The sequence below is a fragment of the Halomonas sp. AOP7-E1-9 genome (genome assembly GCF_052376035.1).
Lineage (GTDB): Bacteria > Pseudomonadota > Gammaproteobacteria > Pseudomonadales > Halomonadaceae > Vreelandella > Vreelandella citrativorans.
In genome coordinates this window covers 1-21,469 of sequence record NZ_JBQSVC010000008.1, presented here as the reverse complement: position 1 = coordinate 21,469, position 21,469 = coordinate 1, and the positions used below count along the sequence as shown (strand labels likewise).

18 protein-coding genes and 2 tRNA genes are annotated in these 21,469 nt (G+C 55.7%); 19 read left to right on the top strand and 1 reads right to left on the bottom strand.

Annotation, left to right across the window (positions count from 1 at the left end):
• Window positions 1–26: 26 nt before the first annotated feature.
• The gene (gene carB, locus ACT3R4_RS06615; protein ID WP_441678219.1) at window positions 27–3,257 is read left to right on the top strand and encodes a carbamoyl-phosphate synthase large subunit; all 3,231 of its coding nucleotides are present in this window, start codon (window positions 27–29) and stop codon (window positions 3,255–3,257) included.
• Window positions 3,254–3,730, top strand: coding sequence for a transcription elongation factor GreA (greA, locus tag ACT3R4_RS06610; RefSeq protein ID WP_172117601.1), 477 nt, complete (start codon window positions 3,254–3,256; stop codon window positions 3,728–3,730). Before carB ends, greA begins: the two co-directional genes overlap by 4 nt.
• 128 nt (window positions 3,731–3,858) lie before the next feature.
• Here greA and yhbY read toward each other — a convergent pair whose 3' ends face one another.
• A complete protein-coding gene (gene yhbY, locus ACT3R4_RS06605; RefSeq protein WP_087108709.1) occupies window positions 3,859–4,185 on the bottom strand; it encodes a ribosome assembly RNA-binding protein YhbY in 327 nt (108 codons plus the stop codon).
• 115 nt (window positions 4,186–4,300) lie between these two features.
• Between yhbY and rlmE the strand changes: the two genes are divergently transcribed.
• From rlmE to ACT3R4_RS06520, 17 genes are all read left to right on the top strand, one after another.
• Window positions 4,301–4,948 (top strand): 23S rRNA (uridine(2552)-2'-O)-methyltransferase RlmE, encoded by a 648-nt coding sequence (gene rlmE, locus ACT3R4_RS06600; RefSeq protein ID WP_172117600.1) that lies wholly within the window; start codon window positions 4,301–4,303, stop codon window positions 4,946–4,948.
• 204 nt (window positions 4,949–5,152) lie between these two features.
• Complete coding sequence (gene ftsH, locus ACT3R4_RS06595) at window positions 5,153–7,171, top strand: ATP-dependent zinc metalloprotease FtsH (RefSeq protein ID WP_441678221.1); 2,019 nt, start codon at window positions 5,153–5,155, stop codon at window positions 7,169–7,171.
• Window positions 7,172–7,268: 97 nt separating this feature from the next.
• A complete protein-coding gene (gene folP, locus ACT3R4_RS06590; RefSeq protein WP_441678223.1) occupies window positions 7,269–8,183 on the top strand; it encodes a dihydropteroate synthase in 915 nt (304 codons plus the stop codon).
• Window positions 8,180–9,529 (top strand): phosphoglucosamine mutase, encoded by a 1,350-nt coding sequence (gene glmM, locus ACT3R4_RS06585; protein ID WP_172117598.1) that lies wholly within the window; start codon window positions 8,180–8,182, stop codon window positions 9,527–9,529. The genes folP and glmM overlap by 4 nt, the downstream gene beginning before the upstream one ends.
• Window positions 9,530–9,607: 78 nt before the next feature.
• Window positions 9,608–10,357 (top strand): triose-phosphate isomerase, encoded by a 750-nt coding sequence (gene tpiA, locus ACT3R4_RS06580; RefSeq protein ID WP_441678224.1) that lies wholly within the window; start codon window positions 9,608–9,610, stop codon window positions 10,355–10,357.
• 4 nt (window positions 10,358–10,361) lie between these two features.
• A complete protein-coding gene (gene secG / locus ACT3R4_RS06575) occupies window positions 10,362–10,721 on the top strand; it encodes a preprotein translocase subunit SecG (protein WP_172117596.1) in 360 nt (119 codons plus the stop codon).
• A 34-nt stretch (window positions 10,722–10,755) separates the two neighbouring features.
• Window positions 10,756–10,842 (top strand) — tRNA-Leu (locus ACT3R4_RS06570).
• A gap of 152 nt (window positions 10,843–10,994) precedes the next feature.
• Window positions 10,995–11,071: transfer RNA gene (locus tag ACT3R4_RS06565), tRNA-Met, on the top strand.
• 307 nt (window positions 11,072–11,378) lie between these two features.
• The gene (gene rimP, locus ACT3R4_RS06560; RefSeq protein ID WP_172117595.1) at window positions 11,379–11,840 is read left to right on the top strand and encodes a ribosome maturation factor RimP; all 462 of its coding nucleotides are present in this window, start codon (window positions 11,379–11,381) and stop codon (window positions 11,838–11,840) included.
• 72 nt (window positions 11,841–11,912) lie between these two features.
• Window positions 11,913–13,427, top strand: a complete 1,515-nt coding sequence (gene nusA / locus ACT3R4_RS06555) for a transcription termination factor NusA (protein WP_172117594.1) — start codon at window positions 11,913–11,915, stop codon at window positions 13,425–13,427.
• A gap of 27 nt (window positions 13,428–13,454) precedes the next feature.
• On the top strand, window positions 13,455–15,986 hold the full coding sequence (gene infB, locus ACT3R4_RS06550) for a translation initiation factor IF-2 (RefSeq protein WP_172117593.1): 2,532 nt from the start codon (window positions 13,455–13,457) through the stop codon (window positions 15,984–15,986).
• An 18-nt stretch (window positions 15,987–16,004) separates the two neighbouring features.
• Window positions 16,005–16,415 carry a 30S ribosome-binding factor RbfA gene (gene rbfA / locus ACT3R4_RS06545; RefSeq protein WP_172117592.1) on the top strand — a complete coding sequence of 137 codons (411 nt, stop codon included), beginning with the start codon at window positions 16,005–16,007 and terminating at the stop codon, window positions 16,413–16,415.
• On the top strand, window positions 16,415–17,335 hold the full coding sequence (truB, locus tag ACT3R4_RS06540; protein ID WP_441678227.1) for a tRNA pseudouridine(55) synthase TruB: 921 nt from the start codon (window positions 16,415–16,417) through the stop codon (window positions 17,333–17,335). Before rbfA ends, truB begins: the two co-directional genes overlap by 1 nt.
• Window positions 17,336–17,343: 8 nt before the next feature.
• Window positions 17,344–17,484 (top strand): hypothetical protein, encoded by a 141-nt coding sequence (locus ACT3R4_RS06535; RefSeq protein WP_172117590.1) that lies wholly within the window; start codon window positions 17,344–17,346, stop codon window positions 17,482–17,484.
• A 31-nt stretch (window positions 17,485–17,515) separates the two neighbouring features.
• Complete coding sequence (gene rpsO, locus ACT3R4_RS06530) at window positions 17,516–17,785, top strand: 30S ribosomal protein S15 (RefSeq protein WP_018917553.1); 270 nt, start codon at window positions 17,516–17,518, stop codon at window positions 17,783–17,785.
• A gap of 183 nt (window positions 17,786–17,968) precedes the next feature.
• Window positions 17,969–20,131, top strand: a complete 2,163-nt coding sequence (gene pnp / locus ACT3R4_RS06525; protein WP_441678229.1) for a polyribonucleotide nucleotidyltransferase — start codon at window positions 17,969–17,971, stop codon at window positions 20,129–20,131.
• A 127-nt stretch (window positions 20,132–20,258) separates the two neighbouring features.
• The gene (locus tag ACT3R4_RS06520; protein ID WP_172117588.1) at window positions 20,259–21,428 is read left to right on the top strand and encodes an MFS transporter; all 1,170 of its coding nucleotides are present in this window, start codon (window positions 20,259–20,261) and stop codon (window positions 21,426–21,428) included.
• Window positions 21,429–21,469 lie beyond the last annotated feature (41 nt).

Genomic DNA, 21,469 nt, shown 5'->3' with positions numbered 1-21,469 from the left:
CGTCACCATTTTTTGCGGGAACCGTTATGCCTAAGCGTACCGACTTAAACAGTATTTTGATCATTGGCGCTGGCCCGATTGTTATCGGCCAGGCCTGCGAATTCGACTACTCCGGCGCCCAGGCGTGTAAGGCGCTGCGCGAGGAGGGGTTCCGGGTTATTTTGGTGAACTCCAACCCGGCCACCATCATGACCGACCCGGCCATGGCGGATGCTACCTACATTGAGCCGATTACCTGGCAGGCCGTTGAGAAGATCATCGAGGCTGAAAAGCCCGATGCTATTCTGCCCACCATGGGTGGTCAGACCGCGCTTAACTGTGCGCTGGATCTGGAAAAACATGGCGTGTTGGAAAAGCACGGCGTGGAGATGATCGGTGCCAACGCCGACGCCATTAACATGGCCGAAGACCGTGACTTGTTTGACCAGGCCATGAAGCGTATTGGCCTTGAGTGCCCGAAAGCGAAAGTCGCGCACACCATGGACGAAGCGTGGGAAATTCAAGCCGAGCTTGGCTTTCCGACCATTATTCGGCCCTCCTACACCATGGGCGGCTCCGGTGGCGGCGTGGCGTACAACAAGGAAGAGTTTGAAGAGATTTGTACGCGTGGTTTCGAGCTTTCCAACAACCACGAGCTGCTGATTGATGAGTCGCTGCTGGGTTGGAAAGAGTACGAAATGGAGGTCGTGCGCGACAAAAAAGATAACTGCATCATTGTCTGTGCGATTGAAAACTTTGACCCGATGGGTGTGCATACTGGCGACTCGATTACTGTCGCACCGGCACAAACGCTGACGGACAAAGAGTACCAGATCATGCGCGACGCAAGCCTTGCGGTGCTGCGCGAGATTGGCGTGGAAACCGGTGGCTCCAACGTACAGTTCGGAATGGACCCGAAAACCGGCCGCCTGGTCGTGATCGAGATGAACCCGCGGGTGTCACGCTCTTCCGCACTGGCGTCCAAGGCAACCGGCTTCCCGATTGCCAAAATTGCCGCCAAGCTGGCGATTGGCTACACCCTGGATGAGCTGCAAAACGATATTACCGGTGGACGCACGCCAGCGTCGTTCGAGCCGTCTATCGACTACGTGGTCACCAAGATCCCGCGCTTCACATTTGAGAAGTTTCCGCAGGCCAATGATCGCCTGACGACTCAGATGAAGTCGGTGGGCGAGGTCATGGCCATTGGCCGTACCTTCCAGGAGTCGCTGCAAAAAGCACTGCGCGGTACGGAAACCGGTAACGACGGCCTCGACCCGATTATTACCGATTTCAACCCGGAAAATATGGCCCTGATCAAGGGAGAGCTTCAGGCGGCAGGCGCTGAGCGTATCTTCTATGTTGCCGATGCCATGCGTTCGGGCATGAGCGTGGATGACGTCTTTGCGCTGACTAATATCGACCCCTGGTTCCTGGCCCAGATGGAAGACCTGGTGCTGACGGAAGCCGCCGTTGCCAAGCGCTCGCTAAGCGATTTCTCTGCGCGCGAACTCTATCAGCTCAAGCGCAAAGGCTTTGGCGATGCGCGCCTGGCCAAGCTGTTGGGCGTGAGCGAAAAAGAGTTCCGCCAAACGCGTCAGGCCGCCGGTATTCGTCCGGTCTACAAGCGCGTGGATACTTGCGCCGCCGAGTTCGCTTCTGATACCGCCTACATGTATTCCACGTATGAAGAGGAGTGTGAAGCGGACGTATCTGATCGCCAGAAGATCATGGTGCTGGGTGGCGGGCCGAACCGTATTGGTCAAGGCATCGAGTTTGACTACTGCTGTGTTCACGCTGCGCTCGCCATGCGCGATGACGGCTATGAAACCATCATGGTCAACTGCAACCCGGAAACCGTGTCGACGGATTATGACACCTCTGATCGCCTCTACTTCGAGCCGGTGACGCTGGAAGACGTGCTTGAAATTGCTGACAAAGAGAAGCCGGTTGGCGTGATTGTTCAGTTCGGTGGTCAAACGCCGCTGAAACTGGCTCGTGAGCTGGAAGCGGCTGGTGTGCCAATTATCGGCACCACACCGGATGCGATTGACCGTGCTGAAGACCGCGAGCGCTTCCAGGTGATGATCGACAAGCTTGGCCTGAAACAGCCGCCTAACGCTACCGCACGCAGCTTTGAAGAAGCCTTCGCCAAGGCGGAAGCCATCGGTTACCCGCTGGTAGTGCGCCCCAGCTACGTGTTGGGCGGTCGGGCCATGGAGATCGTCTACGACGCCTCTGAGCTTGAGAACTACATGACCAATGCGGTCAAGGTTTCCAACGACTCACCGGTGCTGCTGGACCACTTCCTGAGTGCTGCCATTGAGATCGACATTGATGCGGTTTCAGACGGCCAGCAGGTAGTCATTGGCGGCATTATGCAGCACGTCGAGCAAGCGGGCGTTCACTCCGGTGACTCCGCCTGTGCGCTGCCGCCTTACTCGCTGCCCGCCGACGTGCAGGATGAGATGCGCGAGCAGATCAAGCAGATGGCCGTGGAGCTGGGCGTTAAGGGCTTAATGAACGTGCAACTTGCCTGGCAGGATGGCGAGATCTACGTGATTGAAGTTAACCCGCGTGCGTCGCGTACCGTGCCGTTTGTCTCCAAGTGCATTGGTACCTCTCTGGCCCAGATTGCGGCACGCTGCATGGCGGGCACGACACTTGCCGAGCAGGGCTTTGAGCGCGAAATCATTCCGCACTTCTATAGCGTGAAAGAGGCGGTTTTCCCGTTCAATAAGTTCCAGGGCGTTGACCCGATTCTGTCGCCGGAAATGAAGTCCACCGGTGAAGTAATGGGTTCAGGCGAGACCTTTGCCGAAGCATTCTTTAAGGCGCAGTTGGGTGCTGGCGAAGCAATCCCGGCGCTTGAGGGTGACCGCAAGGCGTTCCTTTCCGTGCGTGAGCCGGACAAGGCGGGGATTATCGAAGTCGCTCGTTCTCTGCTAACATTAGGCTTCACACTATGCGCGACACGCGGCACAGCCGAAGCACTGGAAGCCGCTGGGCTTGCGGTCGAGCACGTCAATAAAGTCTATGAAGGTCGTCCCCATATCGTCGATCTGCTTAAGAACGACGAAATCGCCTACATCGTGAACACTACCGAAGGTCGTCAGGCTATTAATGACTCTTCGGTCATTCGCCGTACTGCTCTTGCGCGCAAGGTGCCCTATGCAACCACCTTGGCGGGCGCTAATGCCGTTTGTATGGCACTTGAGTACGGTAGGGAGATTACGGTGCGTCGCCTTCAGGATCTGCATGCAGGAGCAAGTCAATGAACAAGGTCCCGATGACGGTTGCGGGTGAAAAAAGCCTTCGCGAAGAACTCAATCATTTGAAGGGCGAAGCGCGCCCGCGAGTGATTGCGTCGATTGCCGAAGCGCGTGAGCACGGCGACCTTAAGGAGAACGCCGAATACCACGCTGCCCGTGAACAACAGGGGTTTATCGAAGGCCGTATTCAGGAAATCGAGAGCAAGCTTTCGGTAGCGCAGGTGATTGATGTCACCAAGCTGCCGAATACAGGGAAAGTGATCTTTGGTGTCACGGTCGCTCTGCTCAACCTGGATACGGATGCCAGCGTGACCTACCGCATTGTGGGCGAAGATGAGGCAGATATTAAGTCTGGCCGCATTTCTGTCACGTCCCCTATTGCACGTGCGCTGATCGGTAAAGAAGAGGGCGACGTTGCCGTGGTGAAAACACCCGGTGGCGACGTTGAGTATGAGATCGAAAGTGTTGAATATGCCTAAGCGCTAGGTCTATAGAGCTAGTGGGTGCCCAACTTAATGGGTGCCCATAAAAAAGCCCGCTTATCAGGTTGATATCAACCGAATCGCGGGCTTTTTATCGCTCTTTGTAACAGCCAGACAGTGACGCGTTAGTGGCGGCCGTGGTGACCCTCGAAGCGTGAAACGTTAGAGAGCTTCGGATTGGCTTTAGGGTTTTTGCGATAAAGCAGTGCCATTTTGCCAATCGTTTGCACGACGTCGGCGCGGCTGCCGGTGACCAGTTCGTTTAGCATGGCCGCACGGTCGTCACGCTCAGGCAGGGCAAGTTTCACCTTGATAAGCTCGTGATCGTTGAGCGCGCGGTTGAGTTCTGTGAGCAAATTTTCGGAGACGCCGTTTTCAGAAACGGTGACCACTGGGTTCAAATGGTGGCCAATGCTGCGAAATGCTTTCTTTTGTGCCTGTGACAAGCTCATGGTATCTTGCGGTATCCCGGTTAGCGCTTAACGTTCCATCTTACGGTGAAATGCCACCAAGTGAAAGCTATCGCGTTAACGCGCCCATCTCTATATTGCAGTGTTAGATTCTGATATGCAGCAAAAGCCCCCGAGTCGTAAACATTCAGTGAGCAAAACCAGCAACAACTGGAAGAAAGAGCACTTTGACGACCAGTACGTGAAACAGAGTTGGCAGGATGGTTATCGCTCTCGCGCAAGCTATAAACTGCTGGAGCTGGATGAAAAAGATAAGCTGCTTCGCCCGGGCATGACGATCATTGATCTAGGCGCGGCGCCTGGCGGTTGGAGTCAGATCGCCGCTGAAAAAGTCGGTATGGACGGTGTGGTGATCGCCTCTGACATACTGGAGATGGACGCGCTGGCAGGGGTGGACTTTATTCAAGGCGATTTTACGGAAGAGTCGGTGCTTAATGCGATTCTTGAACGGCTGGGAAATCGTCAGGTAGACCTTGTGATGTCCGACATGGCCCCCAATATGAGTGGTATGGCTGCGATTGACCAGCCTCAGGCTATGTACCTTGTAGAGCTGGCGCTAGAGCTCGCCCGTGAGACACTGCCCCCCAAAGGCCGCTTTCTGGCCAAGGTGTTTCAGGGGGAAGGATTTGACGCCTACCTTAAAGAATTGCGCGGCAGTTTTGATCGTGTCGTGATCCGTAAGCCAGATGCCTCGCGGGCTCGTTCGCGGGAAGTCTACTTTTTAGCGGAGGGGTTTCGCGGCTAAACTGACAGGTCGTGCATAGCAAAGATTTATCATCGCGATTGCCAGACAGGCAGGCGCAAGGTGTGTCACATTATACGCATGAGATAAGCGTGATACAGATGGCCCAAAGTTAATAGTGCTTTGGCAATGGTTGAACGCCAGGTACTGGTGTAAGGTCTCAGTATTGGCGTTTAACTGACGGATTCTTGTAATGAGGGTAGCCCCTTGAACGATATGGCGAAGAACCTGATTCTGTGGCTGGTCATCGCGGCTGTGCTACTGACAGTGTTCAACAATTTTAGTACCGAAAGTGCTCCCCAAAGCACCAATTACTCCCAGTTTGTGGAGCAGGTGCAAAATCAGCAGGTGCGTAGCGTTACCATTGATGGCTATACCATTAACGGTGAGCGTACGGACGGTTCGCAGTTCCAGACGATTCGTCCGGCGGCTGAAGACCCCAAGCTGATGGATGACCTGCTAAGCAATAATGTAACGGTGGTGGGTAAAGCGCCAGAGCAGCAAAGCATCTGGATGCGCCTGCTGATCGCAAGCTTCCCGATTCTGTTGATCCTGGCCATCTTTATGTTCTTTATGCGCCAGATGCAGGGCGGCGCTGGTGGCGGTAAAGGCGGCCCGATGAGCTTTGGTAAGTCCAAGGCCAAGCTGCTTTCTCAGGACCAGATCAAAACCACGTTTGCCGATGTAGCCGGTTGTGATGAAGCGAAAGAGGAAGTGGAGGAGCTTGTCGACTTCCTGCGCGATCCAACCAAGTTCCAGCGCCTGGGCGGTACGATCCCTCGCGGTGTATTGATGGTGGGCCCGCCGGGTACCGGTAAAACGCTGCTGGCAAAATCGATTGCCGGTGAAGCCAAGGTGCCGTTCTTCTCGATTTCCGGTTCCGACTTCGTTGAAATGTTTGTGGGTGTCGGTGCATCGCGTGTACGTGACATGTTCGAACAGGCCAAGAAGCAGGCGCCCTGCATCATCTTTATCGATGAGATTGACGCGGTTGGCCGGTCACGCGGTGCTGGTATGGGTGGCGGTAACGACGAGCGCGAGCAGACGCTCAACCAACTACTGGTTGAAATGGACGGCTTTGAAGCCAACGAAGGCGTTATCGTGATTGCCGCCACCAACCGCCCGGACGTACTCGACCCGGCGCTGCTGCGTCCAGGCCGCTTTGACCGTCAGGTGACCGTTGGCTTGCCGGACATCCGTGGCCGTGAGCATATTCTGGGCGTTCACCTGCGTAAGGTGCCGCTGGCGGAAGACGTTAAACCGTCGATCATTGCGCGTGGAACGCCAGGCTTCTCAGGTGCCGATTTGGCTAACCTGGTGAATGAGTCAGCGCTGTTCGCCGCACGCCGTAACAAGCGCTTGGTCAGCATGGAAGAGCTGGAGCTTGCCAAAGACAAGATCATGATGGGCGCTGAGCGCAAATCGATGGTCATGACCGATAAAGAGAAGTTGAATACGGCTTATCACGAATCGGGCCATGCGATTATCGGTCTGGTGATGCCTGAGCATGATCCGGTCTACAAGGTAACGATTATTCCGCGTGGTCGGGCATTAGGTGTCACCATGTTCCTGCCCGAGGAAGACCGTTATAGCCTGTCGCGTCAGCAGATTCTTAGCCAGATTTGTTCGCTGTTCGGTGGTCGTATCGCCGAAGAGATGACGCTGGGGGCCAACGGTGTCACCACCGGTGCTTCTAATGACATCAAGCGCGCTACCGAACTGGCTCATAACATGGTCACGAAATGGGGGCTGTCAGACGAGATGGGCCCGATCATGTACGACGAAGATGAGTCACATCAGTTTCTCGGTGGCCCGGGCCAGGGCGGCAGCAAGATGAAGTCGGGTGACACAACGACGCGTCTTGATAAAGAAATTCGTAAGATTATTGACGATTGTTATGAGCAGGCGCGTCAGATATTGACCGATAATCGCGATAAGCTGGAAGCCATGACCGAAGCGTTGATGAAGTACGAAACCATCGATGCCGACCAGTTGAAAGACATCATGGAAGGCCGTGATCCGCGTCCGCCGGAAGGTTGGAACGACGGTGATTCACCTGGCGGTGGAACGCCCGTTAGCGATGACGTGCCGACGACGCAGAACGATTCACCGAACGCCACTGATCATGCGTCTGGTGGTGGTGCTTCAGGGGATGAGGGTGACGAGGATGATGACAAGCCTCGCCGACGCCCCTCTGACCCGCTTGGTGGTTCAACGGGCTCCTGATACGCTCCGGCCACTGCAAAGGCGCCCCAATATGGGGCGCCTTTTTGTTATGCTGTTATTCAGGCAGTAGCAGTGCTTCTTTTTAATAGGCAGCCGCATGAAATCAATAATTGACCCCTCTTTATCACCCGCAATGAATGAGAATGTGCACATGCGTTGTGGGCGCCATGTGCTGGATCTCTCTTTTCCTCGCGTTATGGGGATTTTAAATGTTACGCCCGACTCTTTTTCTGATGGTGGTCGGCACGTAGCGCTGGATGACGCGCTGCGTCATGCCGAGCGTATGCTTGCCGAAGGTGCTGCGATTATTGATGTGGGCGGCGAGTCGACGCGCCCCGGGGCTGAGCCGCTAAGTGCTCAAGAGGAGCTGGACCGGGTCGCGCCGGTTGTTGAGGCGCTGGTTCGTGAGCTGGATGCGTTGGTATCAGTCGATACCAGCTGCTCGCTGGTGATGCGCGAATCAAGTGCGTTGGGCGCTGGAATGATTAACGACGTGCGTGCGCTTGAGCGTGAAGATGCCTTAATGGCGGCCATTGGCAGCGGGCTTCCTGTCTGTTTAATGCACCGCCAGGGTGAGCCACAGGATATGCAGCAGTCACCTTCTTATGACCAGCCGGTGGAAGTGGCTGTCGCTGATTATCTAGCGCAGCGTGTCGCGGAGTGCGAGGCTGCTGGCCTGCGTCGCAGCCGCTTGCTGCTCGACCCGGGCTTTGGGTTTGGAAAAACGGTTGAGCACAATTTGCGCCTGCTAAAATATATGGATGCCCTGCAGGCGCTTGGTTTGCCGCTATTGGTGGGAATGTCGCGTAAAAGCATGATTGGTAAAGTGCTGGGGCGCCCGGTAGAAGAGCGTTTGGCGGGTGGTCTTGCGCTGTCTGCCATGGCCGTTGAACGTGGCGCTAAAATCCTACGCGTGCACGATGTGGGGCCGACGGTCGATGCCGTTAATATGGCCTGGGCGGTACTCCAGGAGGGGTGCGACATGCCGCTAAACGAGGAAAAATATTCATGACACGACGCTATTTTGGTACCGACGGGATTCGGGGCACGGTCGGACAAGCACCAATCACTGCCGATTTTATGCTCAAGCTTGGTTGGGCAGCGGGCCAGGTATTGCGCCGCGAAAAGGGTCGGACGCGGGTGTTGATTGGTAAAGACACGCGTATTTCAGGTTATATGTTTGAGTCGGCGTTAGAGGCCGGGCTTTCAGCCGCTGGCGTTGATGTGTCGCTTTTGGGGCCCATGCCGACACCAGGTATTGCGTATCTCACCCGCACGTTTCGTGCCGATGCAGGGATCGTGATTTCAGCATCACATAATCCGTTTGATGATAACGGCATCAAGTTTTTCTCGGCAGAGGGCAAAAAGCTCCCCGATGAGACAGAAGACCGTATCGAAGCCATGCTGGAGGCGCCGTTAACGACCGCTGAAGCGGCCCAGTTGGGCAAGGCAACTCGGATCGGTGATGCCGCTGGCCGCTATATTGAATTTTGCAAATCGACACTGCCAGACCGCTTAAGCCTGCATGGGCTAAACGTTGTGCTGGATTGCTCCCACGGTGCGACCTATCACATTGCGCCAAACGTGTTTCGCGAGCTAGGCGCAGAGGTCAGCGTTATCGGCGCGTCACCTGACGGCTTGAATATTAACCATCAAGTAGGCTCTACACATCCTGCGGCGCTACGTGCTGCGGTCATCCACCGGGGGGCCGATTTAGGCATCGCATTTGATGGTGATGGGGACCGCGTGCTGATGGTGGATAGTGATGGCCGCGAAATTGATGGCGATGATATCCTCTATTTGATTGCTCGTGACCGTCATGAGCGAGGCCTGTTAGCAGGCGGCGTGGTCGGCACCTTAATGAGTAACTTTGGCCTTGCTGTCGCGCTTGAAAAGCTGGGTATTCCCTTTAAGCGGGCCAAGGTAGGCGACCGCTTTGTCATGGAGATGATGGCGGCTAACGAGTGGGAGCTGGGTGGCGAAGCGTCGGGGCATATTGTATGCGGTCATGTGCAAACCACTGGAGACGGCATTGTCGCTGCTCTACAGGTGTTGGCATTGATGATCCGTGAGCAAGCATCGCTGCCGGAATTGCTGAAAGGGTTTGAGAAAGTCCCGCAGGCCTTGGTGAATGTGCGCTTGCCCGCTGGGACCTTGGCGCATGATGTCATGGCATTAAGCGCCCTGCAGGACGCTGTTGCTGACGTTGAAAAACAGCTGGGTGATCAAGGGCGGGTGCTGTTGCGGCCCTCCGGCACCGAGCCATTGATTCGCGTGATGGTAGAAGGCTGCGGTCACTTGAATGTTGATCAGTTGACTCAGGGGCTGGCTGATCGTGTTCAAGCCTTGCTCAAATAAGGCAGCTGTGCTTGTCAGCGGTTGTCTTGTCAAGGCCGCTCCTATACCATTTCGCTCCACCTTGAGTGAGGAGAGTTCATGCGTACGCCATTAATTGCCGGTAATTGGAAAATGAACGGGTCCGCTGCACTGATAAATGATTTTGGCAGCGCGTTTGCTGATGTCTCGTTACCTGCAGCCTTGGACGTTGTGCTTATTCCCCCCTTTCCTTATCTGGACGCGGCGCGTCAGGCGTTTCGCAATACACCGCTAGCGTTAGGCGCCCAGACGCTCAATCCTGTCGAGTCTGGTGCACACACGGGTGAAGTGAGCGGATGTATGCTCAAAGAGTTCGAAGTGGCGTATGTGCTGGTGGGTCACTCCGAGCGTCGCGAGCTGTACTGTGAAAGCGATGAGCAGGTGTTTGATCGCTTATTGGCGGCGCTGGATAATGGCCTGACACCCATTCTGTGTGTGGGTGAGTCACTTGCCGAACGCGATGCCGAGAAGACCATGGATGTGGTATTGCGCCAGGTAGGCTATGCGATGACGCGTTTAGCGCCCGAGCAGCGCCAAGCGGTCGTGATTGCCTATGAACCCGTATGGGCGATTGGTACCGGGCGGACAGCAACGCCCGAGCAGGCGCAGGACGTAATGGCCGGAATCCGCGCCTACCTCGCAGAGTTTAGTGCAGCGCTCGCTGAGCAGATGCGGTTGCTCTACGGCGGCAGTATGAACGCAAAAAATGCGGCTGAGCTACTTGCCCAGCCGGATATCGACGGCGGTTTAGTGGGCGGTGCTTCGCTCAAAACCGATGATTTTTACGCCATTTGTCAGTCAGCAGGATAACGCCATGCAAGTTGCAATTCTTATGGTCCACGTGGTGATTGCGGTCGCCCTGGTTGTATTGATCCTGCTTCAGCAGGGTAAAGGTGCCGAAGCGGGTGCCGCGTTTGGAGGCGGTGCCTCGCAAACGGTATTTGGCTCGCGCGGTAGCGGTAGCTTTTTGTCGCGTACCACCGCGGTTCTGGCAGCAGGTTTTTTCGTAACCTCTATGGCGCTGGCGTACTTTGCAACGCAAGCAGGCCAGGCGCCGGAAGCGGGTATTCCTGATTCACGCCTGATCGAGCAACAGCAAAGCGTTCCAACGCTTGACGATAGCCCTGCAAGTGTGGATAATACCGCGCCAGTGCTAGAGGAAAGCAGCGAGTAAATGCTTGATGTCGCTTTCTTTAGCCTCCCCTGATGCCGAAGTGGTGGAATTGGTAGACACGCTATCTTGAGGGGGTAGTGACCGTATGGTCGTGCGGGTTCAAGTCCCGCCTTCGGCACCATCTATTTTGCTGGCTCGCCAGCTTCCCAGACTCTTTATCAAACAACGTTCGTCAAAAAACGTTTTGATAAAGAAACCCAGGTTTAGCGCCTGAGACGAAAAGAGTTCTTGACGTAAGTGGTTCAAGTGTCTATTATCGTCGACCTAGATTGATGCGGGGTGGAGCAGTCTGGTAGCTCGTCGGGCTCATAACCCGAAGGTCATCGGTTCAAATCCGGTCCCCGCTACCATTTCCTGGTAGCACGTTAGATAGGCGACTAGCCTGACAGATCATGGTAATGAGATGTCGATAAGGGTTAATTGCCAAGTAGGTAAATCCTGCGCTGTGTTTCCTGGTTGGTATTACAGGTTTCTTATGAAAAGCCCCTTCCTGTGAAGGGGCTTTTTGTTAGCAAGCTTTTTGTTAACAAGCGTGTCTCAAGAGCGGATATCGTCCGAGTTGCCGGAGACACATTCCGGGTAACGCCAATCAGCCTCCTGGCTTCTCTAATAACTCCTGGCCAGGTGCCTGATGCAACGGCTATAGGAGCTTTGTCTGTGGCCACTAAACACGCAGCGCTACATGCGCTAATTGAACCTGTCGTCGCCGCCATGGGCTTTGAGCTATGGGGCATCGATCATGTTTCCCAAGGCAAGCATTCGCGGTTGGTGGTTTACATCGAAAGCGAAAGCGGTGTCAGTGTGGAAAATTGCGCTGATATTAGTCGCCAAGTCAGTGCTGTGATGGACGTGGAAGATCCCATTCCCGGTGAGTACCGGCTGGAAGTCTCTTCGCCCGGTATGGCACGCCCTTTATATACCCTGGATCAATTTACCCGCTATCAAGGCCACCATGTCGCACTTAAGCTGCGCGTGGCGTTTGATGGACGGCGCAAATACCAGGGGCTCTTGGCAGGTGTCGAGGGTGATGAAGTACTGCTACAACTGGATGGCGAGGAGTTCTGCTTTCCGATTGAAAGCATTGATTCAGCGCACATCGTACCGCAGTTCGACGATTAACCGGGTGGCGGCGCTGCCGGCAGGCTGCCGGGGTGATGCACAAAAGGACAGGTTTTCTGGCGAGGCAAACGCATGAGTAAAGAAATTTTAATGGTCGTTGACGCGATCTCCAACGAAAAAGGCGTCCCCCGGGATGTCATCTTCGAGGCGGTAGAAGCGGCTCTTGCGAGCGCGTCACGCAAGCGTTTTGAAAATGAAGAAGCCAATGTGCGGGTGCGTATCGACCGCCGTACAGGGGAATACGACACCTTCCGCTACTGGACAGTGGTTGAAGATGACGAATTCGAAACGCCAGATTACGAAATCAAAGAAACCATCGCCGAGCAGCGCGACCCGCCTTTGAAGCTTGGCGACGTTGTCGAACAGCAGATCGAAAACGCGATGTTTGGACGCATTGCCGCCCAAACCGCCAAGCAGGTCATCGTACAAAAAGTGCGTGAAGCTGAGCGCGCTGAAGTGGTTCGCCAATATGCGGACCGTGAAGGCGAGCTGGTGGCTGGTATTGTCAAAAAGACCACTCGCGACGGCCTGATTATCGATTTGGGCGAGAATGCTGAAGCCTTCTTGCCGCGCAATGAGATGATCCACGGCGAGCGTTACCGCATGAACGAGCGGGTTCGCGCACTGCTGGTTAAAGTTGACCCGGATGCACGGGGTGCCCAGCTGCAGCTGTCGCGTACCAACCCGGCGTTGATTATCGAGCTGTTTAAAATTGAAGTACCTGAAATCGCTGAACAGCTGATTGAGATTAAAGGGGCTGCGCGCGACCCTGGCTCACGTGCCAAAATTGCCGTTAAGACCAATGATCGCCGCATCGACCCGGTAGGGGCGTGTGTGGGGATGCGTGGTTCACGCGTTCAGGCTGTTTCGTCTGAGCTGCAAAATGAGCGTGTCGATATCGTGCTGTGGGACGACAATCCCGCCCAGCTGGTCATTAATGCCATGGCGCCCGCTGATGTTGGGTCTATCCTTGTCGACGAGGATGCCCACGCAATGGACGTGGCGGTTGCTCAGGATAACCTGGCACAGGCAATTGGGCGTAGTGGTCAAAACGTACGCTTGGCGTCAGAGCTTACCGGCTGGCGTATCAACGTGATGACCGAAGAAGAAGCTGATTCCAAGCGCGAGCAGGAGATTGATAGCCTGGTGGACACGTTCGTTCAGCACCTTGAAGTGGACGAAGACGTGGCCCGCCTGCTGGTAGAAGAAGGGTTTACTACCCTGGAAGAAGTTGCCTACGTGCCGCTTGAAGAAATGCTCGAGATCGAAGAGTTCGATGAAGATCTGGTTGAAGAGCTGCGTGCACGTGCGAAAGACGAGCTGCTGACGATGGCGATTGCCTCGGAAGAAGCGCTAGACGGTGCCCAGCCAGCAACTGATCTGCTGGAAATGGACGGCATGGAGCGCCATCTGGCCTTCATTCTGGCTAGCCGTGGCATTGTCACTATGGAAGATCTCGCCGAGCAGTCTGTCGACGATCTGGTCGATATCGAGGAGTTGGACGAAGCGCGCGCAGCGGCACTGATCATGACTGCCCGTGCGCCCTGGTTTGAAGACGATAACGCATCGGATTCGAACACACAGTAAACAGGTCACGGGCTGAGGAGGGTCACTATGTCAGATATGACAGTTAAAGATTTTGCAGTAAAGGTGGGCCGTGATGTGCCCCGCCTACTAGAACAGATGAAAGAAGCTGGCTTGAAGCACGCCTCTGAAGGCGATGCCGTGTCTGAAGAAGACAAGCAGAAACTGCTGACCTTTCTGAAGAAAAGCCATGGCGGCGACAGCGACACTGATACAAGCAAAAACCGTATCACGCTGACCCGTAAAACGCGCAGCCGCATTAAAACCGGCGAACGCGGTAAAACGATTGAAGTGCAAGTACGTAAGAAAAAAACGTACGTTAAAAGCGCCGAAGAGGATAAGCCGAAAGTCGCTGAGCCCAAGCATTCAGGTCCACGCCAGCTAGTGGGCGATATGGCCGAAGCCGAAGCCGAGCGTAAAGCGCGCGAAGCACGTGAAGCTGCCGAGAAAGCAGCCGCCGCTAAAGCCAAGGCAGCGGAAGACGCCGCGCGTAAAGAAGCCGAAGCGAAAGCAGCGGCTGAGCCTAAACTTGAAGTGCCCGAACTTCAGATCGAAGCTGCGCCAGCGACAGAGGAAATGCCGCCAGCACCGCCGAAAGAGGGCCGTACCGACCGTCGTACTGCACCGCCCAAGAAAGCTGTCGCGAAGAAAAAAGGTCGTGATGACGAAGATGACCGTGGTGATCGCGAAGAGCGTAAGCGCGGCGGCGGGGCGAAGAAAGTAAAACGTGCCGAGCGTCGTGGCGGCCGCCGTGGCCCAAGTCAGAGCGGCAATGGCAAGCACGGCTTCCAAAAGCCGACTCAGCCGATCGTACGTGAAGTATCGATCCCTGAGTCAATCAGCGTGGCTGAGCTTGCCGACAAAATGTCGATCAAGGCCAACGAAGTCATCAAGGCCATGTTTAACATGGGCGCGGCCGTGACCATCAACCAAACGATTGACCAGGATACAGCGGCCATCGTAGTGGAAGAGATGGGCCACAAGGTCAAGCTGGTGAAGGATGATGCGCTGGAAACGGAAATGCTTGAAGGCATCTCCTATGAAGGCGAAGAGATCACCCGCTCTCCCGTCGTGACCGTTATGGGCCACGTTGACCACGGTAAGACCTCACTGCTGGACTACATTCGCCGTGCCAAAGTGGCCACCGGTGAAGCGGGTGGTATCACCCAGCATATCGGTGCTTACCACGTTGAAGACAGCCATGGTGGCGTGACCTTCCTGGATACCCCTGGCCACGCGGCGTTTACCGCCATGCGTGCTCGTGGTGCCAAGGCAACCGACGTGGTTATCCTGGTGGTCGCTGCTGACGACGGCGTGATGCCCCAGACCATTGAGGCGATCGAGCACTCCAAAGCGGCTGAAGTACCCATGGTCGTTGCGGTGAACAAGGTCGATAAGATTGGTGTTGATTTTGACCGCATTCGTAACGAACTCTCGCAGCACGGCGTGATTTCCGAAGAGTGGGGCGGTGATACGCAGTTTGTACACGTTTCCGCCAAGACCGGTGACGGTATTGAAGAGCTGCTGGAAGCGATTCAGCTGGTTTCTGAAGTACTTGAGCTGAAAGCAGTGCCGTCGGCACCTGCTAAAGGCGTTGTCGTTGAGTCACGTCTTGACCGAGGTCGTGGCCCGGTTGCCACCGTACTGGTTCAAAACGGTACGCTGCAGAAAGGCGATATCGTTCTGGCTGGCCTGCACTACGGCCGTGTACGTGCGCTGACCAACGAGCTTGGCCTGCAGGTTGAGAGCGTTGGCCCGGCCATGCCCGTTGAGATTCAGGGCCTGGACGGTACGCCGGATGCGGGTGATGACTTCATGGTCGTGGCCGATGAGAAGAAAGCCCGCGAAGTGGCTAACTTCCGTCAAGGCAAGTACCGCGAAGTACGTCTGGCGCGTCAGCAGAAAGCCAAGCTTGAGAACATGTTTAGCCAGATGGGTCAGGATGAAGTGGCCAAGGTTAATATCGTTCTTAAAGCTGACGTACAAGGCTCTCTGGAGGCGATTAAAGGTGCCCTTGAAGAACTCTCCACTGATGAAGTACAAGTGGCTGTGGTCTCTTCAGGTGTTGGTGGTATCACCGGTACTGACGCCAACCTGGCGCTGGCCTCTGAGGCAATCGTGGTCGGCTTCAACGTCCGTGCCGACGCCGCTGCCCGCGAGATTATCGAGCGTGAAGGCTTGGATCTGCGTTACTACAGCGTCATCTACCACTTGATCGATGAGGTCAAGCAGGCGATGAGCGGTATGCTCGCCCCCGACTGGAAAGAAGAAATCGTCGGTGTTGCCGAAGTGCGCGATGTGTTCCGTGCGCCGAAGATCGGTGCAGTGGCGGGTTGTATGGTCGTCGAAGGTTCCGTGTCTCGCAGCAAACGCATCCGCGTACTGCGTGACAACGTGGTCATCTACGAAGGCGAGCTCGAATCGCTGCGCCGCTTCAAGGACGACGTACAAGAAGTGCGTAACGGTATGGAGTGTGGCATCGGCGTGAAGAACTACAACGATGTCCAGGTCGGCGACAAGATCGAAGTCTTCGATCAAGTCAGAGTCGAGCGCAGCCTGTAAGGCCGCGAGGAGACAACCATGCGCGAATTTAAGCGTACCGACCGAGTAGCCGACCAGCTCCAAAAGGAGCTGGCGGTACTTATTCAACGCGAAGTGAAAGACCCGCGTTTGGGCATGATCACGGTGAGCGGCGTAACCGTTAGCCGTGATCTTGGCTACGCCGATATCCATGTCACCCTGTTGGGTGAGCAGGAGCCTGAGCGTATCAAAGAGAACCTGCAGGTGCTTAAGCGTGCCGCCGGTTTTCTAAGGAGCCAGATTGCCAAACGCATTCAGTTGCGCCATGTCCCTGAACTGCGCTTTCATTACGATGAGAGCGTGGTGCGTGGGCAGCACCTCTCTTCCCTGATTGAAGAGGCCGTGTCGACTGACCGGGCTCGTCAAGTGGATGAAGAGGGTGATTCTGATCAAGGTGAGGAGACGCGCTAATGGCTCGTCGCCGTCGCGGTTTACCGGTCAATGGGGTATTACTGCTGGATAAGCCCAAGGGCGTTTCCAGCAACCATGCCCTACAGCGTGTACGTCGTTTGTTCGAGGCCCAAAAAGCCGGACATACCGGCACGCTGGACCCTATGGCAACCGGCTTACTGCCGATTTGCCTGGGCGAGGCCACCAAGTTCTCCGCGCACCTGCTGGAAGCCGACAAAATGTATCGCACCCGCGTTGAGCTGGGTGTGATCACCGACACCGGTGATGCAGAAGGCACGGTGATTGAGCGCCGCGATGTGCCGTCGTTGACAGCGGATGACGTTGAAGCCGCGATTGCGCGCTTTCGCGGTGAGATCGATCAGGTGCCGCCGATGTATTCGGCGCTCAAGCATCAGGGTAAGAAACTCTATGAGCTGGCCCGTGAGGGTAAGCAGGTAGAGCGTGCAGCGCGGCGGGTAAGCGTGTATGATGCGCGCCTGCTTGCATTTGACGGCGAAGCCTTCGAGCTTGAAGTCACCTGCAGCAAGGGGACTTACATCCGTACGCTGGCCGAAGATATCGGTTTGGCGCTGGGGTGTGGTGCTCACATCAGTCAGCTCCGCAGGCTCAAAACCGGGCCTTTTACGGGTGACACGATGTGGACCCTCGAAGCGCTTGAAGCATTGGCGGATCAGACCTCGCGTGAGGCTGAATTAATGCCCGCTGATGTGCTGGTGGATCATCTGCCGACGCTTGAGGTGGACGAAACGGCTTACGGGCGCTTAGCCCACGGTCAATCGGCCAACTTGAGTATTGGTACGCTGGCTCCCGATGCGTTGGCAAGGCTTTATTATGCTGAGACGTTTATCGGCCTCGGTGTTGTAAAAGGTGCTCAGGAAGTAGCACCCAAGCGGCTGTTAAGTACCGTCGCTATCTCGTAAGAGTCCGGGTGAAACGTTGCAAGGATGTGACGATTTACGCGAAAATAGCACTTGAAATAGTACTGGAAACGGTACTTGAAATAGTGCTGGAAACAGTACGTCGAAAAGAGTCGCCTGAGACTGCAAATATGCGTGGTCTCACCCATTAAATTTTAGGCATATTGCTTACTGGAGAGACAGATGGCATTAACCGCTGAAACGAAAGCCGAAATCGTCAACGAATACGGCCGCGGCGATAACGATACCGGTTCCCCTGAAGTGCAGGTTGCACTGCTGAGCGCCAACATCAATGGCCTGCAGGACCACTTCAAAACCAACAAGCAGGATCACCACTCGCGTCGTGGTCTGATCCGCATGGTAAACCAGCGTCGTAAACTGCTGGACTACCTGAAGCGTAAAGATTTCGAACGCTATCAGTCTCTGATCCAGCGTTTAGGTCTGCGCCGCTAAGCTATTGTTGGCGAAGATTGAGAAACGGGCAGCTCCTTGTGAGCTGCCCGTTTTTTTATGTATGTCGCCCACAGGCCGTAGCTTTGCCCCGGTGATTTTGGGTTTCTGGTAGCCGTATGGCGCTACAGCGCCTAGAATGGTGGCGAGTCAAAACGACCCAAACGAATAGACAAGTAGATATTAATGTTAAAGGAAGTCGCCGTGAATCCGGTAAAAAAAACGTTTCAGTACGGTCGTAGCACCGTCACGCTAGAAACCGGGCGTATCGCTCGTCAAGCCACGGGGGCCGTTATGGTCACCATGGAAGATACCGTTGTGCTGTGTACCGTGGTGGCGCGCAAAGAAGCCAACCCCAGCCAACCCTTTTTCCCGCTCTCGGTTCATTACCAGGAAAAAACCTACGCAGTAGGTAAAATTCCCGGCGGCTTCTTTAAGCGCGAAGGGCGTCCGACCGAGAAAGAAACTCTGACCTCGCGTCTGATCGACCGTCCGATCCGTCCGCTTTTCCCCAAAGGCTTTATGAACGAAGTGCAGGTTATCTGTACCGTTCTTTCCACCGATCGTAATCACGACCCGGATATTGCCGCGATGCTGGGTACCTCCGCTGCACTGAGCATTTCTGGCGTGCCGTTCAATGGCCCGATCGGTGCTGCGCGCGTTGGCTTCAACGAAGAGCAGGGGTATTTCCTTAACCCGACCGTTGAAGAGCTCGCGACTTCCGAGCTGGACATGGTCGTTGCCGGTACTGAAAACGCCGTGCTGATGGTCGAGTCCGAAGCCAAAGAGCTTCTGGAAGACGAGATGCTGGGCGCCGTACTGTTTGGTCACCAGGAAATGCAGGTCGCGGTTAGCGCGATTAACGAGCTGGTTGCCGAGGCCGGCAAACCGCGTTGGGACTGGCAGCCAGCCCCTGAGAACGTAGCGCTGAAAACCGCCATTGCGGATGCGTTTGAAGCGCAGGTGGGCGATGCCTATCGCATCACCGATAAGATGCAGCGCCAGGATGCCCTGGCAGCCCTGAAAGATCAGGCGGTTGAACAGCTGGCAGCCATTGACGGTGAACCGGTTAACGACAAGTTCAGCAAAGACGAAGTAAAAGGTGCCTTTGCTGGTCTTGAGAAACGCGTTGTACGTTCACGCGTTGTAAAAGGTGAGCCACGCATTGATGGCCGTGACAACTTCACCGTGCGCCCGCTAGCGATCGAAGTGGGCGCGCTGCCCAAGACTCACGGTTCGGCGGTGTTCACTCGTGGTGAGACCCAAGCGATTGCAGTGGCAACGCTGGGCACCCTGCGTGACTCTCAGCTGATCGAGTCGCTGGAAGGCGAGCGTAAAGACCGCTTTATGCTGCACTACAACTTCCCTCCCTACTCGGTCGGTGAAGCGGGCTTTATGGGTGGCCCGAAACGTCGTGAAATCGGCCATGGCCGTTTGGCACGCCGTGGTGTTCAGGCCATGCTGCCGTCTGAAGAAGCCTTCCCCTACACTATTCGTGTGGTATCGGAAATTACTGAATCCAACGGCTCAAGCTCGATGGCGTCAGTATGTGGCTCTTCACTTGCGCTGATGGATGCGGGTGTACCGCTGAAAGCACCGGTGGCGGGTATCGCCATGGGGCTGGTGAAAGACGAAGATGGCTACGCGGTACTGACCGATATCCTGGGTGATGAAGATCACCTTGGCGATATGGACTTTAAAGTGGCCGGTTCAGAAGAGGGTGTTACTGCCCTGCAGATGGACATCAAGATTGAAGGCATCAACGAAGAGATCATGGAGACTGCGCTTCAGCAAGCCCACAAAGCGCGCCTGGGTATTCTTGAGCAGATGAATGTAGTCATCAGCCAGAGCCGTACCGACGTCTCCGATAATGCGCCTTCCATGGCCACCATCAAGATCGACCCGGACAAGATCCGTGACGTTATTGGTAAAGGCGGCGCCACCATTCGGAAGATTTGCGATGATACCGGCGCGTCTATCGACCTTGATGACGACGGTACCGTGCGCATCTACGCTGAAGACAAGGCTGCGGCGAAAAAAGCCATCGATACCGTATTGGCGATTACGGCAGAAGCGGAAATTGGCAAGCTGTATAACGGCAAGGTCGTACGTATTGCTGACTTCGGTGCCTTTGTGAACATCATGCCGGGTACTGATGGTCTTGTGCATATTTCGCAAATCGTGGCTGAGCGCGTTAACAACGTGCGCGATTTCCTGAACGAAGGCGACGACGTGATTGTGAAGGTGCTCGACATCGATAACCGCAACCGCGTGAAGCTCTCGATGAAAGAGATCACCGAAGAAGAGAAAGCAGCGTTTGCCGCTGAAAGTGAGAACACCGCGGGCTAAGTCGCCGTAAGGTTGTCTCTTCCGCCCCCGTAGCCCCTGGTTGCGGGGGCGGAGTCGTTTGGTTGAAAGAAAGTGTGATTAAAAGAGCGTTTGGTTGGGTGGACGTTTTAGTTAGAAGGAAGTAGGCATGGAGAAGGAACAGGCACCGCGTTGGTGGGCGGTGGTCGCCGTGATGATCGGCATTTTTCTATTGGTAACCGCTGAACAGCTGCCTATCGGGTTGTTGTCTCAGGTGGCTTCATCCATGGATGTAACGCCCGGTGTCGCTGGCTTGATGGTAACGGTACCGGGCGTGGTCGCCGCTTTTTCGGCGCCGCTACTGCCCGTGGCGGTAGGCCGGTTGGATCGGCGCATTATGCTCACGCTACTCATGGTCGTCATGGTGATTGGTAGCGTGCTTTCAGCGCTGGCCAGTAGCTTTATCCTACTGCTGGCCGCCCGCGTGCTGGTGGGTGTCAGTATCGGCGGTTATTGGGCCGTGGCCGGGAGTATTGCTCCGCGCTTGGTGCCCAGCGATAAAGTGCCCAAGGCCATGACGATTATTTTTGGCGGCGTAGCCGCTGCATCGGTGCTTGGCGTGCCACTGGGTACCTTACTGGGTGATCTAAGCAACTGGCGAATCGCGTTTGGGGCTTTGGGCGGTTTTAGCCTGTTAACCGCACTGGCACTGTGGTGCTGGCTGCCGCCACTTCCACCCAGGGAGCCAGTCCGTCTCAAAGTGCTGGCCCAGCAGTTCACTAGCCGTGGCGTTCGGGTCGCGGTTCTGGTCACGGGCTTTGTAGTTGTCGGACACTTTGCAGCGTACACTTTCATTAGCCCTATCCTTCAGGAGATAAGCGGTGTAGCTCAGCGCCATGTGGGCAGCTTGCTGCTACTGTATGGGGCGGCAGGAATACTGGGCAATATCGCCGCAGGCATGTTCGCTGGGCGCCATCCTTATCGGGCGGTGCTGGCGATCCCAAGCTTGCTGCTATTGGTGGTGGCGTCTTTCCCGCTGCTCGGGGTCGAGCCTGTCAGCGGCGTGCTGCTACTCATGGTGTGGGGGGCCGCGTTTGGCAGCGTGTCGGTGAGCATACAGACGTGGATTTTACGCACCGCACCCAATACCGAAGCTGCGACCGCCCTGATGGCCTTTGTGTTCAACCTCTCCATTGGGCTGGGCGCGATGGTCGGTGGCCGGGTTGTTGATGCTACTAGCCTGCCTATTACCATGTGGGCCGCATCGGGCCTATTCTTGCTGGGCGCGCTGTTGGTATGGCGAACACCCGCCACCATTGTGGGTGAAAAGCACCGCTAAGTGCCCCATGAGTGTTAGGTGTCAGGTGCGAAGCCTTGAGG

Coding starts and splice junctions, on each gene's coding strand:
- carB (WP_441678219.1), top strand. CDS start 27: ATGCCTAAGCGTACCGACTTAAACAGTATTTTGATCATTGGCGCTGGC.
- ACT3R4_RS06520 (WP_172117588.1), top strand. CDS start 20,259: ATGGAGAAGGAACAGGCACCGCGTTGGTGGGCGGTGGTCGCCGTGATG.
- rbfA (WP_172117592.1), top strand. CDS start 16,005: ATGCGCGAATTTAAGCGTACCGACCGAGTAGCCGACCAGCTCCAAAAG.
- glmM (WP_172117598.1), top strand. CDS start 8,180: ATGACACGACGCTATTTTGGTACCGACGGGATTCGGGGCACGGTCGGA.
- tpiA (WP_441678224.1), top strand. CDS start 9,608: ATGCGTACGCCATTAATTGCCGGTAATTGGAAAATGAACGGGTCCGCT.
- pnp (WP_441678229.1), top strand. CDS start 17,969: ATGTTAAAGGAAGTCGCCGTGAATCCGGTAAAAAAAACGTTTCAGTAC.
- rpsO (WP_018917553.1), top strand. CDS start 17,516: ATGGCATTAACCGCTGAAACGAAAGCCGAAATCGTCAACGAATACGGC.
- yhbY (WP_087108709.1), bottom strand. CDS start 4,185: ATGAGCTTGTCACAGGCACAAAAGAAAGCATTTCGCAGCATTGGCCAC.
- nusA (WP_172117594.1), top strand. CDS start 11,913: ATGAGTAAAGAAATTTTAATGGTCGTTGACGCGATCTCCAACGAAAAA.
- rlmE (WP_172117600.1), top strand. CDS start 4,301: ATGCAGCAAAAGCCCCCGAGTCGTAAACATTCAGTGAGCAAAACCAGC.
- greA (WP_172117601.1), top strand. CDS start 3,254: ATGAACAAGGTCCCGATGACGGTTGCGGGTGAAAAAAGCCTTCGCGAA.
- truB (WP_441678227.1), top strand. CDS start 16,415: ATGGCTCGTCGCCGTCGCGGTTTACCGGTCAATGGGGTATTACTGCTG.
- secG (WP_172117596.1), top strand. CDS start 10,362: ATGCAAGTTGCAATTCTTATGGTCCACGTGGTGATTGCGGTCGCCCTG.
- infB (WP_172117593.1), top strand. CDS start 13,455: ATGTCAGATATGACAGTTAAAGATTTTGCAGTAAAGGTGGGCCGTGAT.
- folP (WP_441678223.1), top strand. CDS start 7,269: ATGAAATCAATAATTGACCCCTCTTTATCACCCGCAATGAATGAGAAT.